We start from the raw sequence: 15,020 nt of genomic DNA, 5'->3' as shown, positions 1-15,020 counted from the left end.
AAACGAGTGGAGCGGAAAACATGGGAAAAAAGAAAAAGGACGTGGAGAAAGTTGCTGCATTAGATAATGAGTATACAAAAGAACAGTATGCCGAATTTCAAAAACAGCAAAAGCAGTTGATTTTTAGACGCCGCCGTCTAGCAGTGGTTTTTCTCGTGGCGTTTGTGATCTTTATCGTTTCAGGTATTCAGCTAATGAAAGATTACCAGCAACTAAGTGCCTTCAAAAAGCAGCATGAAGAAGCTGTAGCTGAGTCAGCAGAAGCTGATAAAAAGTTAAATCGTTTAGAACAAGATGTTACTCTTTTAAGAGATGAGGATTATGTGGCGAAATTGGCCCGCAGTCGCTACTTCGTTTCAAAAGATGGCGAACAAATTTACAACATTCCAGAGTTAGGCGGAACGACTAATTCTAGTAATGAGCAAAAGCAATCATCGCAAGAGAGTCAATCACAGTCTCATTCATCTGATTAAACAATCAGACGGATGGCTGCAGATATAATAGGGTAAATAATAGGAGGAACATTTTTTTTATGTCAATTGAAGTAGGAGCGAAGTTGCCAGGAAAAGTGTCTGGTATCACTAATTTTGGTGCCTTCATCGATCTAGGTGAAGGGAAAACAGGGTTGGTTCACATTAGTGAAGTATCAAATGGATTCGTTAAAGATATCCATGATGTATTGACCGTAGGGGATGAAGTAACGGTAAAAGTTACCTCAGTCGGTGATGATGGCAAAGTAGGTTTGTCTATTCGCAAAGCACAAGAACAAGCGGCAGAACCAAAACGTGAATATCAACGTCGCGATAACAATGAGCATCAAGGAAATCGTGATCGCAACTCACGTCCAGCGCCTAAAAAACAATTTACAAGAGCACAACCAATGAATTCAAAACAAGATTTTGATTCATTAATGAGCTCATTTTTAAAAGATAGTGATGATCGTTTAACTTCGTTAAAACGTAACACAGAAGGAAAACGTGGCGGTCGTGGCGGTCGCCGTAACTAACAAATAAACAATTGAAGCTGAGCGAAAGCTCGGCTTTTATGTTTTGTGAATTTTTTAAATGACGATTTATGAAGCAAAGAGGTGAACAGATGTTTCAAGAATTTTACGATCATTGTAAAAGAAATGACTACTGGCAACCACACCAAAAAATATTATTGGCGATTTCCAGCGGGGTCGATTCAATGGTACTATTGAATTTAATGCAAAAAGCAGCTGAAAAAGATCAGCTAAAAATAGCAGTCGCTCATGTCAATCATCAATTGCGTGTAGAATCAGAGGCAGAAGCAAGTTATTTGAAAAACTATTGCCAAGAGCAAGGACTCGTTTATTACAGTAAAGTATGGTCAGCGCCGGACAAAAGCAATAATACCGAAGCGCGTGCTCGTGAATTTCGTTATGAATTTTTCACTGAAATCATGAAACAAGATGGCTATTCGTTATTGTTTACTGCTCACCACAACGATGATCAAGCTGAGACCATTTTGATGAAACTGACGAGAGGAAGTGCCCTGCCTAACTTAGTGGGGATTAGAGCAAGGCAGTCATTTGCGATAGGGGAATTGATTCGTCCTTTCTTAATTTTTTCAAAAGAACGCTTGGAACAATTCGCTAAGTGCGCAAAAATTGTGTATTTTGAAGATAGCTCAAATCAGAGTGATGCTTACATGCGGAATCGGATAAGACATCAGGTAGTGCCGCTTCTAAAAAAAGAAAACCCACAATTTCTACAGCATATCACTGATTTCACTGAACAAATTGCATTAGCTGACGAGCTCATTCAGTTGGTTGTCGAGCCTAAATATAAGCGCTGGGTGAAAAAGACAACAGAAGGTTGGACGGTTCAACTTGCTGAATTAAAACAAGAAAAGACAAGTATCCAAACATTTTTCCTAATGATGTTGTTTCAACGAACAATCATAGTGGAGGGAATAGCCGTTAGCCATCTACAGGTGCAACAGTTGTTGATGCTTATCAAACAGCAAGCACCTCAATCAACGATGGATCTTGAACAGGGCTGGCAGGTTGTGAAAGAATACGATTTGATGTATTTAAAAAAAAGTCAGTTGAAGCAGGATCAAAAAATAGCTTATTTAAATGAAAATGAATCTATTTTTCTCTCAAAAAATGAATGGCTTGGCTTAGAAACTCCAACGGCTACTCTGGATATACCTGAAGCAGTGAAAAACTGGACTGAATTTTCCTTACCGATAAGCGGACAAACCACGTTGCCGCTAACAATTCGTCATCGAAAAGCTGGAGACAGAATAGCGTTGACGCCGACTTTAACAAAAAGATTAAATCGCCTATTTATTGATCGAAAAATACCCAATTCAACTAGAGAACAGGCGTGGATCATTCTTTCTGCGCAAGAGAAGATTATTTGGGTTCCTAAAATTGCAAATTCATGTTTGAGTATTCCCAAAGAAACTGATAAAATACTCTACAGGCTCCTTTATAAAATAAAAGAGTAAAGACCGAAAATTACTTTTATTCAAAGAAGCAAAACAACATAAAATAATAACTAAGGACCTCAAAGGAGAAGGAGAGCAATATGTTAGAGAACGATATTAAACAAGTTTTGATCACAAAAGAACAAATTCTTGAAAAATCAACTGAACTTGGAAAACAACTAACAGAAGACTATAAAGGGAAGAATCCTTTAGTAATTGGCATTTTAAAAGGTGCAGTACCGTTCATGGCGGATATCACACGCTGTATTGACACTCATTTAGAGATGGATTTTATGGCAGTATCTAGTTATGGAAATGCAGCGGTGTCTTCAGGTGAAGTTAAAATCATTAAAGATTTAGACACAAATGTTGAAGGACGCGATATCTTGATCGTAGAAGATATCATCGATAGCGGCCGCACATTAGCGTATCTAGTGGATCTTTTTAAATACAGAAAAGCTGCATCTGTGAAGATTGTCACGTTGTTGGATAAACCAGAAGGACGTGTCGTTGATATCGTTGCAGACTATGTTGGTTTCGATGTACCAAATGAATTTGTTGTAGGTTACGGATTAGATTATGCAGAAGCTTACCGGAATCTTCCTTATGTAGGCGTATTAAAACCTGAAATCTACGAATCAAATTAATATCTCTCTTAGATTTAGTTATGTTACAATGTAAAGGTCAGAATTGATAAAAATAAACCGTAAAATTAAATTACGCGCAGTAATCAAAGGAGGACAGGCATGAATAAAAAGAATAGTGGCATGAAAAATGGCCTTTATTACGTATTGCTGATTTTGGCGATGGTCATGGTTGTTTATTTCATTTTTGGAAATAGCAATTCTCAATCACCAGATATCGAATACTCAACCTTCAGTACCCAGTTAGAAAAAGGTAAAGTGAAGGAACTGACGATCCAACCAACGAATGGTGTGTACAAAATCACAGGTCAGTACAAAGAAAAACAAGAAATCAAAAACACTGGTGGTCTTTCTTTATGGGGATCAACAGAAGTTTCTACAAAAGCATTTACAACCGTTGTCTTGCCAAGTGATATCACATTATCAGGTATCCAGGATATGGCTAAAGAAAACAATGTGAAACTTACAGTAAAAGAACAATCATCAAGTGGTGCTTGGCTTTCTATCTTATTTAGTTTCTTACCGATCGTATTGTTCATCTTCTTGTTCTACATGATGATGGGACAACAAGGCGGCGGCGGTAGCGGTGGCGGCCGTGTCATGAACTTTGGTAAATCAAAAGCCAAAGAAGCAGACAAAAAAGCCAACCGTGTACGCTTCTCTGATGTAGCAGGAGCAGAGGAAGAGAAACAAGAATTAGTCGAAGTGGTTGAGTTCCTAAAAGATCCTCGCCGTTTCGTTGAGCTAGGTGCTCGTATTCCAGCAGGTGTTCTATTAGAAGGACCTCCAGGAACTGGTAAAACTTTACTTGCTAAAGCCGTTGCCGGTGAAGCAGGCGTACCGTTCTACTCTATCTCAGGTTCAGACTTCGTTGAAATGTTCGTTGGTGTCGGTGCGAGCCGTGTCCGTGATTTATTTGAAACAGCGAAGAAAAATGCGCCAGCAATCATCTTCATCGATGAAATCGATGCAGTTGGTCGTCAACGTGGTGCAGGTATGGGCGGCGGACACGATGAACGTGAACAAACCCTTAACCAATTGTTAGTTGAAATGGATGGATTTGATGGCAACGAAGGTGTAATCGTTGTTGCCGCAACAAACCGTTCAGATGTATTAGACCCAGCGTTATTACGTCCAGGTCGTTTTGACCGTCAAATTTTAGTTGGTCGTCCTGATGTGAAAGGCCGTGAAGCGATCCTTAAAGTTCATGCCCGTAACAAACCGTTGGCAGATGACGTTGATTTGAAAGTCGTAGCACAACAAACACCAGGTTTCGCTGGTGCTGATTTAGAAAATGTCTTGAATGAAGCAGCTTTAGTTGCCGCTCGTCGTAATAAAAAGAAAATCGATGCATCTGATGTGGATGAGGCAGAAGACCGCGTAATTGCAGGACCTGCTAAAAAAGATCGTGTTATCAATAAAAAAGAACGCGAAATGGTTGCTTACCACGAAGCTGGTCATACCATTGTTGGTTTAGTCTTAAGTCGTGCTCGTATCGTTCATAAAGTAACGATCATTCCTCGTGGACGTGCTGGCGGCTACATGATCGCTTTGCCAAAAGAAGATCAATTCTTAATGACTAAAGAAGACATGTTTGAACAAATCGTTGGATTACTTGGTGGACGTACAGCGGAAGAAATTATTTTCGATGTTCAATCAACCGGCGCATCTAATGACTTTGAACAAGCAACTGGTATTGCCCGTAGTATGGTAACTGAGTATGGAATGAGCGACAAACTAGGTCCAGTTCAATATGAAGGAAACCACCAAGTCTTTGTTGGCCGTGACTACGGTCAAACGAAAGCTTATTCTGAGCAAGTAGCATTTGAAATCGATCAAGAAGTACGTCGTATCTTGATGGAAGCTCATGATAAAGCACGTGAAATCATTGAATCTCACCGTGCACAACATAAACTAATTGCTGAAAAACTGTTAGAGTATGAAACATTAGATGCTCGCAGCATCAAGTCGTTGTTTGAAGAAGGCGTTATGCCACAAGATGTTATCGACAGCCAATTCCCTAGTGAAAAAGCTCAAACATTCGAAGAAGCAAAACGTGCGCTAGAAGAAAAAGATGCGCAAAGACAAGCTGAAGAAAAACAAGACTTTGAAGAAGCGAAAAAAGAACTAAACGATGAAGCTGAAGAAGTAAAAGCGGACAGCGAAAAAACAGAAGAAAAAGTTCAATCAGAAGTAAAATCTGATGAAGAACGCAAAAATGATTCTGAATATGACCGTAACAACTTTGATAATCGTTACAAATAAAGACTTAGAGCATCCCGTTTAAGGGGTGCTCTTTTCTTAAAGTTGAAATTATTTAGTTGAAAAAATAGCCAAACACTAGTATTATCTGATAATGAGTTAGAAAAAGTCCCGAGTGAGAAGAGGAAAATAAACATGGAAGATTACTTAGTAAAAGCATTATGTTATGAAGGATCGATTCGCGCCTATGCCGTTTGCGCAACAAATACAATTTCAGAAGCACAAAAACGTCATGATACATGGAGTTCATCAACAGCTGCATTAGGTCGCACTATGGTAGGTTCTTTATTATTAGGCGCTACCTTAAAAGGAGACGATAAGTTAACTGTAAAAGTTCAAGGAAACGGGCCCGCAGGAAGCATTGTTGTTGATAGTGATGGTAGTGGAAACACTAAAGGCTACATAAAAAATCCTCATGTTAGCTTAACGCTAAATGAAAGTGGTAAAATCGATGTTCGCGGAGCAGTCGGAACAGAAGGCATCTTCACTGTAATCAAAGATTTAGGCTTGAAAGAAACATTTTCAGGACAAACACCAATTGTTTCTGGTGAAATTGGCGAAGATTTTACATACTTTATGGCAGTGTCAGAGCAAATCCCGTCAGCAATCGGTTTGAGTGTTTTAGTCGATACAGACGAAAGTGTCAAAGCGGCAGGTGGATTTATGATCCAAGTCATGCCAGGTGCAGACGAAAAAACGATTGACTTCATTGAACAACGTTTGCAAGAAGTACCGATGATTTCTCGTTTGATTGATGAAGGCGAATCACCTGAAGGGATTTTGGAGCGTCTGCTTGGTAAAGATGAAATCGAAATTTTAGAAAAAATGCCTGTTCAATTCAAATGTAACTGTTCAAAAGAAAAATTTGGTACAGCAATCATCGCCGTAGGTTTAGATGAAATCAACGCAATGATCGAAGAAGATCATGGAGCTGAGGCTGTTTGTCAATTCTGTGGCAATAAATATCACTATAGTGAAGCAGATCTAATTGAATTAAGAGACGAAGCAATCAAGAATACCCGTGAAAAATAGGAGAGTGCCATATGTGGAAAATAGGCAACATTGAAATTCCCAATCGTGTCGTTGTAGCCCCGATGGCTGGTATCAGTAATGCGGCTTTTCGTGTAACTGTCAAAGAGTTTGGCGCAGGGCTTGTTGTCTGTGAAATGATCAGTGACAAAGGAATCCAGCAAAGAAATAAAAAAACGTTAGACATGCTTTATATAGATGAGAAAGAATACCCGTTAAGTGTGCAAATTTTCGGTGGAGACAAAGAGAACTTAGTTGAAGCTGCAAAATTTGTAGAAGAAAATACAAAAGCTGCAATCATCGATATCAACATGGGCTGTCCTGTAAATAAAGTGATCAAAGCAGAAGCGGGCGCAAAATGGCTTTTAGATCCGAATAAAGTGTACGAAATGGTAGATGCCGTTTCTTCAGCGATAAGCTTACCTGTCACCGTTAAGATGCGTACTGGCTGGGACGAAGACCATTTATTTGCTGTTGAAAATGCGTTAGCTGCTGAAAAAGCAGGAGCTTCAGCGATTGCTATGCATGGTCGAACAAGGGTTCAAATGTATGAAGGCCAAGCAAATTGGGATGTGTTAAAAGAAGTCAAACAGCATTTGACCATTCCTTTTATGGGAAATGGGGATGTACGTACACCGGAAGATGCAAAACGTATGTTGGACTATGTCGGAGCAGATGGTGTGATGATTGGAAGAGCTGCATTAGGAAATCCATGGATGATTCAACGGACAAAACAATACCTTGAAACTGGAGAACTAATACCAGAACCAACACCGCATGAAAAGATTGAAACGGCGAAAGTTCATTTGCAACGTTTAGTTGATTTAAAAGGCGAAAAAATTGCAACCAGAGAATTTCGCCAACACGCTTCTTACTATTTAAAGGGAATCCCGCGTGCAGCTAAAGTAAAAATGGCAATCAATCAAGCGGAGACGCAACAAGCAATGGTAGATTTGATGAATGCATTTGAAGAAAAAGCAGAAAAATACGCAGAAAAAGAAATAATTGAAACAATCTAATAAAAAAAGCCGGCCGAAACTAAAATACGGCTTGCTTTTTTTGTTTTAATGTGGCATTATAGGGGTATGTGATTTCAGAATGGAGGAAGCAAAGTGGCAGATGAACAACAAGCGCACCAAGAAGATCTAAACGATCAAATGCTTGTGCGTCGTGAAAAAATGGAAAACTTACGTGAAGAAGGGATCGATCCTTTCGGGAAGCGTTTTGACCGAACACATAATTCTAAAGAACTACATGAACAATTTGATCAACACTCAAAAGAAGAGTTAAATGAAATGGATTTATCAGCAAGTGTTGCAGGACGCATGATGACAAAACGAGGAAAAGGAAAAGCTGGTTTTGCTCACTTACAAGATCGTGAAGGACAACTTCAGATTTATGTACGTAAAGATCAAGTGGGTGATGAAGCCTATGAAATATTTAAACACGCAGATCTAGGCGATTTCTTTGGTGTAACTGGACAAATTATGAAAACTGATACAGGGGAAGTAACTGTTAAGGCGAAAACCATCGTATTGTTAACCAAAGCATTACGTCCATTACCAGATAAATATCATGGCTTAACCAACATCGAACAACGTTACCGTCAACGCTATTTAGATTTGATCAGTAACAAAGATAGCTTCGATCGTTTCATGAAACGCAGTCAAATCATTAGCGAGATTCGCCGCTATCTCGATAGCAACGGTTACGTAGAAGTGGAGACACCTGTGTTGCATAATGATGCCGGTGGTGCTGCTGCACGTCCGTTTATCACCCATCACAACGCATTAGACATGGACTTGTATTTACGAATTGCTTTGGAGTTACATTTAAAACGATTGATTGTCGGCGGTATGGAAAAAGTTTATGAAATCGGTCGAGTATTCCGTAATGAGGGAATCGATACAACACATAATCCAGAATTCACTATGTTAGAAGCGTATACTGCATATACAGATTACAAAGATGTGATGGATCTAACAGAAGGAATTATCCGCAATGCCGCAGAAAAAGTTCTAGGAACAACAACGATCACTTATGATGGACAAGAAGTTGATCTAGGTTCTGAATTTAAACGTGTGCATATGGCAGATGCAATCAAAGAACAAACGGGTGTCGATTTCTGGCAAGAAATGACAGTGGAAGAGGCACGTGCTTTCGCAAAAGAACATAATGTAGAAATCAATGATAATATGTCTGTTGGTCATATTTTAAATGAATTCTTCGAAACTTTCGTTGAAGAAACACTTAAACAACCAACGTTTGTTTATGGTCATCCAGTAGAAGTATCTCCTTTAGCGAAGAAAAATCCAGAAGACGGACGTTTTACTGACCGTTTTGAATTATTTATAGTAGGAAAAGAATTTGCAAATGCATTTACAGAGTTGAATGACCCAATCGATCAACGTGAACGTTTTGAAGACCAAGAAAAAGAACGTGAGCAAGGAAATGATGAAGCTCATGGTGTGGATGAAGACTTCATCGAAGCTTTAGAATACGGATTACCGCCAACCGGTGGTTTGGGAATCGGAATCGATCGTCTAGTGATGCTTTTAACTGACGCTCAGTCAATTCGCGATGTCTTGTTATTCCCAACGATGAGATAAACTTGCAAGAGTAGACTATTTAACGATAATCTACTCTTTTTTATTTTCTGAAAAACATCAGAAAATAACGATCAAAACAGGCTGAGATAAGCTCAAAAACGAACAATAAAGAACGAAAGCGATAAAATAATCGGTAACGAAAAAAACTTTAAAAAAAGTGCAAATTTTAGTTGACCTAAGCCTAGAATCTTGGTATATTATATCTTGTCGCAAGGCACTGAGGTAACACGCTAAACGACAAACATAATATAACAATCCAAAGACGAAAAAAACTTTGGAAATCAGAAAATTAGTTGTTGACAAACAATGGCTAACCTGATAAACTAGTGAAGTTGTCGCAAGAAACACTGACGACRGAACGARAATAGAATAACAAATCAAGTTCAAAAAAACTTGAAAAATCAGGAAGAAAGTTGTTGACAAATAACAAACRACCTGATAAACTAATGAAGTTGTCGCGAAACATTCGATAACATCAAGCAGAAAAAAACTTGAAACTTTTTTTAAAAAAGTGTTGACATCAAATCGAAGATTTGATATGATATAAAAGTTGCTGCGAGGTAACACAGTAGACCTTTGAAAACTGAACAAAGTAAGACGAACCAAATGTGTAGGTTGTTTTTACAACGGTAAAAACAAACAACAATTTTTAACAAAGCGAAGCAATATGCTAGCAAACAAATGAGCTTAACAATCTTCGGATTGTGTTCAACTTTTATTATGAGAGTTTGATCCTGGCTCAGGACGAACGCTGGCGGCGTGCCTAATACATGCAAGTCGAACGCTTCTTTTCTACCGAGTGCTTGCACTCATTTGAAAAGAGGAGTGGCGGACGGGTGAGTAACACGTGGGTAACCTACCATCAGAGGGGGATAACACTTGGAAACAGGTGCTAATACCGCATAACAGTCGACACCGCATGGTGTTGATTTGAAAGACGCTTTCGGGTGTCACTGATGGATGGACCCGCGGTGCATTAGCTAGTTGGTGAGGTAACGGCTCACCAAGGCCATGATGCATAGCCGACCTGAGAGGGTGATCGGCCACACTGGGACTGAGACACGGCCCAGACTCCTACGGGAGGCAGCAGTAGGGAATCTTCGGCAATGGACGAAAGTCTGACCGAGCAACGCCGCGTGAGTGAAGAAGGTTTTCGGATCGTAAAACTCTGTTGTTAGAGAAGAACAAGTAGGAGAGTAACTGCTCTTACCTTGACGGTATCTAACCAGAAAGCCACGGCTAACTACGTGCCAGCAGCCGCGGTAATACGTAGGTGGCAAGCGTTGTCCGGATTTATTGGGCGTAAAGCGAGCGCAGGCGGTTTCTTAAGTCTGATGTGAAAGCCCCCGGCTCAACCGGGGAGGGTCATTGGAAACTGGGAGACTTGAGTGCAGAAGAGGAGAGTGGAATTCCATGTGTAGCGGTGAAATGCGTAGATATATGGAGGAACACCAGTGGCGAAGGCGACTCTCTGGTCTGTAACTGACGCTGAGGCTCGAAAGCGTGGGGAGCAAACAGGATTAGATACCCTGGTAGTCCACGCCGTAAACGATGAGTGCTAAGTGTTGGAGGGTTTCCGCCCTTCAGTGCTGCAGCTAACGCATTAAGCACTCCGCCTGGGGAGTACGACCGCAAGGTTGAAACTCAAAGGAATTGACGGGGGCCCGCACAAGCGGTGGAGCATGTGGTTTAATTCGAAGCAACGCGAAGAACCTTACCAGGTCTTGACATCCTTTGACCACTCGAGAGATCGAGCTTTCCTTCGGGGACAAAGTGACAGGTGGTGCATGGTTGTCGTCAGCTCGTGTCGTGAGATGTTGGGTTAAGTCCCGCAACGAGCGCAACCCTTATTGTTAGTTGCCATCATTCAGTTGGGCACTCTAGCGAGACTGCCGGTGACAAACCGGAGGAAGGTGGGGATGACGTCAAATCATCATGCCCCTTATGACCTGGGCTACACACGTGCTACAATGGGAAGTACAACGAGTCGCTAGGCCGCGAGGTCATGCAAATCTCTTAAAGCTTCTCTCAGTTCGGATTGTAGGCTGCAACTCGCCTACATGAAGCCGGAATCGCTAGTAATCGCGGATCAGCACGCCGCGGTGAATACGTTCCCGGGCCTTGTACACACCGCCCGTCACACCACGAAAGTTTGTAACACCCGAAGTCGGTGAGGTAACCCTTGTGGAGCCAGCCGCCTAAGGTGGGATAGATGATTGGGGTGAAGTCGTAACAAGGTAGCCGTATCGGAAGGTGCGGCTGGATCACCTCCTTTCTAAGGAATATTACGGAAACTTACACATTCGTCGACACTTTGTTCAGTTTTGAGAGGTTTACTCTTATAAAAAGAAGCTAATCATTGGATTTTCTTTCTTATTATATAGTTCTCTCAAACGAATTGTTCATTGAAAACTGGATATTGAAGTAAAAAAAGTAATCAAAACAAACCGAGAACACCGCGTTGAATGAGTTTTTTAAGTAAAATAGTTCGAATGCTTATTTTATTGGTGACGCCTCTATCGCTAGAGAAACGAACCAAACAATTGACCGTAAGGTCATAAGGTTAAGTGAATAAGGGCGCACGGTGGATGCCTTGGCATTAGGAGCCGATGAAGGACGGGACTAACACCGATATGCTTTGGGGAGCTGTAAGTGAGCTATGATCCAGAGATTTCCGAATGGGGAAACCCAACATCTTTTATAGGATGTTACTTTCCAGTGAATACATAGCTGGTTAGAGGTAGACGCAGAGAACTGAAACATCTTAGTACCTGCAGGAAGAGAAAGAAAATTCGATTCCCTGAGTAGCGGCGAGCGAAACGGGAAGAGCCCAAACCAACAAGCTTGCTTGTTGGGGTTGTAGGACTCCGTTGTGGTAGTCTGTCAAGATAGTCGAAGRACCTGGAAAGGTTCGCCAAAGTGGGTAATAGCCCCGTAGACGAAATGTTGGCAACACCTAGGAGGATCCTGAGTACGGCGGAACACGAGAAATTCCGTCGGAATCCGCGGGGACCATCCCGCAAGGCTAAATACTCCCTAATGACCGATAGTGAACCAGTACCGTGAGGGAAAGGTGAAAAGCACCCCGGAAGGGGAGTGAAATAGATCCTGAAACCGTGTGCCTACAACAAGTCAAAGCCCGTTAATGGGTAATGGCGTGCCTTTTGTAGAATGAACCGGCGAGTTACGATTGCATGCGAGGTTAAGGTGAAGAGCCGGAGCCGCAGCGAAAGCGAGTCTGAATAGGGCGAATGAGTATGTAGTCGTAGACCCGAAACCATGTGATCTACCCATGGCCAGGTTGAAGGTGTGGTAAAACGCACTGGAGGACCGAACCCACGTACGTTGAAAAGTGCGGGGATGAGCTGTGGGTAGCGGAGAAATTCCAAACGAACTTGGAGATAGCTGGTTCTCTCCGAAATAGCTTTAGGGCTAGCGTCGAAGTTAAGAATGATGGAGGTAGAGCACTGTTTGGACTAGGGGCCCATCTCGGGTTACCGAATTCAGATAAACTCCGAATGCCATTCATTCATATTCGGCAGTCAGACTGCGAGTGATAAGATCCGTAGTCGAAAGGGAAACAGCCCAGACCACCAGCTAAGGTCCCAAAATAACTATTAAGTGGAAAAGGATGTGGGGTTGCACAGACAACTAGGATGTTGGCTCAGAAGCAGCCACCATTTAAAGAGTGCGTAATAGCTCACTAGTCGAGTGACCCTGCGCCGAAAATGTACCGGGGCTAAATAGTTTACCGAAGCTGTGGATTACACCTCTGGTGTAATGGTAGGAGAGCGTTCTAAGGGCGTTGAAGGTCGATCGTGAGGACGGCTGGAGCGCTTAGAAGTGAGAATGCCGGTATGAGTAGCGAAAGACGGGTGAGAATCCCGTCCACCGTATGACTAAGGTTTCCTGGGGAAGGCTCGTCCGCCCAGGGTTAGTCGGGACCTAAGCCGAGGCCGATAGGCGTAGGCGATGGACAACAGGTTGATATTCCTGTACCAGTTGTTTTTGTTTGAGCAATGGAGGGACGCAGGAGGCTAAGGAATGCATGCGACTGGAAGTGCATGTCCAAGCAGTAAGTCTTGAGTAGAGTCAAATGCTTTACTCTATACGGACAAGCTGTGATGGGGAGGGAAATAATAGTACCGAAGTTCCTGATGTCACACTGTCAAGAAAAGCTTCTAGTGAGAAAACAACTGCCCGTACCGTAAACCGACACAGGTAGTCGAGGAGAGTATCCTAAGGTGAGCGAGCGAACTCTCGTTAAGGAACTCGGCAAAATGACCCCGTAACTTCGGGAGAAGGGGTGCTGACTTCGGTCAGCCGCAGTGAATAGGCCCAAGCGACTGTTTATCAAAAACACAGGTCTCTGCAAAATCGAAAGATGAAGTATAGGGCTGACGCCTGCCCGGTGCTGGAAGGTTAAGAGGATGGGTTAGCTTCGGCGAAGCTCAGAATTGAAGCCCCAGTAAACGGCGGCCGTAACTATAACGGTCCTAAGGTAGCGAAATTCCTTGTCGGGTAAGTTCCGACCCGCACGAAAGGCGTAACGATTTGGCACTGTCTCAACGAGAGACTCGGTGAAATTTTAGTACCTGTGAAGATGCAGGTTACCCGCGACAGGACGGAAAGACCCCATGGAGCTTTACTGTAGCTTGATATTGAGTGTTTGTACCACATGTACAGGATAGGTAGGAGCCGATGAACCCGGAACGCTAGTTTCGGTGGAGGCGCTGGTGGGATACTACCCTTGTGTTATGAACCCTCTAACCCGCACCACTTATCGTGGTGGGAGACAGTGTCAGGTGGGCAGTTTGACTGGGGCGGTCGCCTCCTAAAGAGTAACGGAGGCGCCCAAAGGTTCCCTCAGAATGGTTGGAAATCATTCGCAGAGTGTAAAGGCAGAAGGGAGCTTGACTGCGAGACTTACAAGTCGAGCAGGGACGAAAGTCGGGCTTAGTGATCCGGTGGTTCCGCATGGAAGGGCCATCGCTCAACGGATAAAAGCTACCCTGGGGATAACAGGCTTATCTCCCCCAAGAGTCCACATCGACGGGGAGGTTTGGCACCTCGATGTCGGCTCGTCGCATCCTGGGGCTGTAGTCGGTCCCAAGGGTTGGGCTGTTCGCCCATTAAAGCGGCACGCGAGCTGGGTTCAGAACGTCGTGAGACAGTTCGGTCCCTATCCGTCGCGGGCGTTGGAAATTTGAGAGGAGCTGTCCTTAGTACGAGAGGACCGGGATGGACTTACCGCTGGTGTACCAGTTGTTCTGCCAAGGGCATTGCTGGGTAGCTATGTAGGGAAGGGATAAACGCTGAAAGCATCTAAGTGTGAAGCCCACCTCAAGATGAGATTTCCCATTTCTTTAAGAAAGTAAGACCCCTGAGAGATGATCAGGTAGATAGGTTGGAAGTGGAAGTGCAGTGATGTACGGAGCGGACCAATACTAATCGGTCGAGGACTTAACCAAAGAAACGAAATAAAAAAGGTTTTTCGGAATTTGATTACTTACTTCAATCCAGTTTTGAGTGAATAATCACTCAACTTAATAGTTACAACACCCAGTGTGGTGGCGATAGCGAGAAGGATACACCTGTTCCCATGCCGAACACAGAAGTTAAGCTTCTTAGCGCCGATTGTAGTGAAGGGTTTCCCTTTGTGAGAGTAGGACGTCGCCACGCTAAACGTGTTGTATTGGAGGTTTAGCTCAGCTGGGAGAGCACCTGCCTTACAAGCAGGGGGTCGGCGGTTCGATCCCGTCAACCTCCATTTTTTGAGCCGTTAGCTCAGTTGGTAGAGCATCTGACTTTTAATCAGAGGGTCGCAGGTTCGAGCCCTGCACGGCTCATAGAAATATTTTGCGGGTGTGGCGGAATTGGCAGACGCACTAGATTTAGGATCTAGCGCCTTACGGCGTGGGGGTTCAAGTCCCTTCACCCGCATTTTAAGTCTCGTTTTTAACAAGGCGAACATACGCCGCTTAGCTCAGTTGGTAGAGCATCTGATTTGTAATCAGAG

General features: G+C 42.9%; 8 protein-coding genes, 3 tRNA genes and 3 rRNA genes. All 14 read left to right on the top strand.

Annotated features, from left to right (window positions below; translation table 11 throughout):
• Positions 1 to 20 precede the first annotated feature (20 nt).
• The 14 genes from V192_RS0116405 (at position 21) to V192_RS0116340 (ending at position 14,944) form a co-directional block, all read left to right on the top strand.
• Positions 21 to 473 (top strand): FtsB family cell division protein, encoded by a 453-nt coding sequence (locus tag V192_RS0116405; protein ID WP_025873389.1) that lies wholly within the window; start codon positions 21 to 23, stop codon positions 471 to 473.
• A 59-nt stretch (positions 474 to 532) separates the two neighbouring features.
• Entirely contained in the window at positions 533 to 1,006 is a 474-nt protein-coding gene (locus V192_RS0116400) for a S1 domain-containing RNA-binding protein (protein WP_025873388.1), read from the top strand.
• Positions 1,007 to 1,095: 89 nt separating this feature from the next.
• The gene (gene tilS, locus V192_RS0116395; protein ID WP_025873387.1) at positions 1,096 to 2,478 is read left to right on the top strand and encodes a tRNA lysidine(34) synthetase TilS; all 1,383 of its coding nucleotides are present in this window, start codon (positions 1,096 to 1,098) and stop codon (positions 2,476 to 2,478) included.
• Positions 2,479 to 2,558: 80 nt separating this feature from the next.
• Positions 2,559 to 3,104, top strand: coding sequence for a hypoxanthine phosphoribosyltransferase (hpt, locus tag V192_RS0116390; protein WP_025873386.1), 546 nt, complete (start codon positions 2,559 to 2,561; stop codon positions 3,102 to 3,104).
• A 99-nt stretch (positions 3,105 to 3,203) separates the two neighbouring features.
• Positions 3,204 to 5,366, top strand: coding sequence for an ATP-dependent zinc metalloprotease FtsH (gene ftsH / locus V192_RS0116385; RefSeq protein ID WP_025873385.1), 2,163 nt, complete (start codon positions 3,204 to 3,206; stop codon positions 5,364 to 5,366).
• Between the two features lie 132 nt (positions 5,367 to 5,498).
• Positions 5,499 to 6,395, top strand: a complete 897-nt coding sequence (hslO, locus tag V192_RS0116380) for an Hsp33 family molecular chaperone HslO (RefSeq protein ID WP_025873384.1) — start codon at positions 5,499 to 5,501, stop codon at positions 6,393 to 6,395.
• Positions 6,396 to 6,406: 11 nt separating this feature from the next.
• Entirely contained in the window at positions 6,407 to 7,411 is a 1,005-nt protein-coding gene (gene dusB / locus V192_RS0116375) for a tRNA dihydrouridine synthase DusB (RefSeq protein WP_025873383.1), read from the top strand.
• Between the two features lie 93 nt (positions 7,412 to 7,504).
• Positions 7,505 to 9,001 (top strand): lysine--tRNA ligase, encoded by a 1,497-nt coding sequence (lysS, locus tag V192_RS0116370; protein WP_025873382.1) that lies wholly within the window; start codon positions 7,505 to 7,507, stop codon positions 8,999 to 9,001.
• A gap of 716 nt (positions 9,002 to 9,717) precedes the next feature.
• Positions 9,718 to 11,276, top strand: a 16S ribosomal RNA gene (locus V192_RS0116365).
• A gap of 286 nt (positions 11,277 to 11,562) precedes the next feature.
• Positions 11,563 to 14,472 (top strand): 23S ribosomal RNA (locus tag V192_RS0116360).
• 95 nt (positions 14,473 to 14,567) lie between these two features.
• A 5S ribosomal RNA gene (rrf, locus tag V192_RS0116355) occupies positions 14,568 to 14,683 on the top strand.
• The 16S, 23S and 5S rRNA genes sit together here with 3 tRNA genes alongside, the layout of an rRNA operon.
• Positions 14,684 to 14,698: 15 nt before the next feature.
• Positions 14,699 to 14,771, top strand: a tRNA-Val gene (locus tag V192_RS0116350).
• 6 nt (positions 14,772 to 14,777) lie between these two features.
• A tRNA-Lys gene (locus tag V192_RS0116345) sits at positions 14,778 to 14,850 on the top strand.
• A gap of 12 nt (positions 14,851 to 14,862) precedes the next feature.
• Positions 14,863 to 14,944: transfer RNA gene (locus V192_RS0116340), tRNA-Leu, on the top strand.
• Positions 14,945 to 15,020: the final 76 nt, after the last annotated feature.

Origin of the sequence: Enterococcus crotali (assembly GCF_000633635.1) — a bacterium.
GTDB classification, from domain to species: domain Bacteria; phylum Bacillota; class Bacilli; order Lactobacillales; family Enterococcaceae; genus Enterococcus_L; species Enterococcus_L crotali.
Note: the sequence above shows the minus strand (reverse complement) of the source record. Positions and strands in the feature narration are given on the sequence as shown.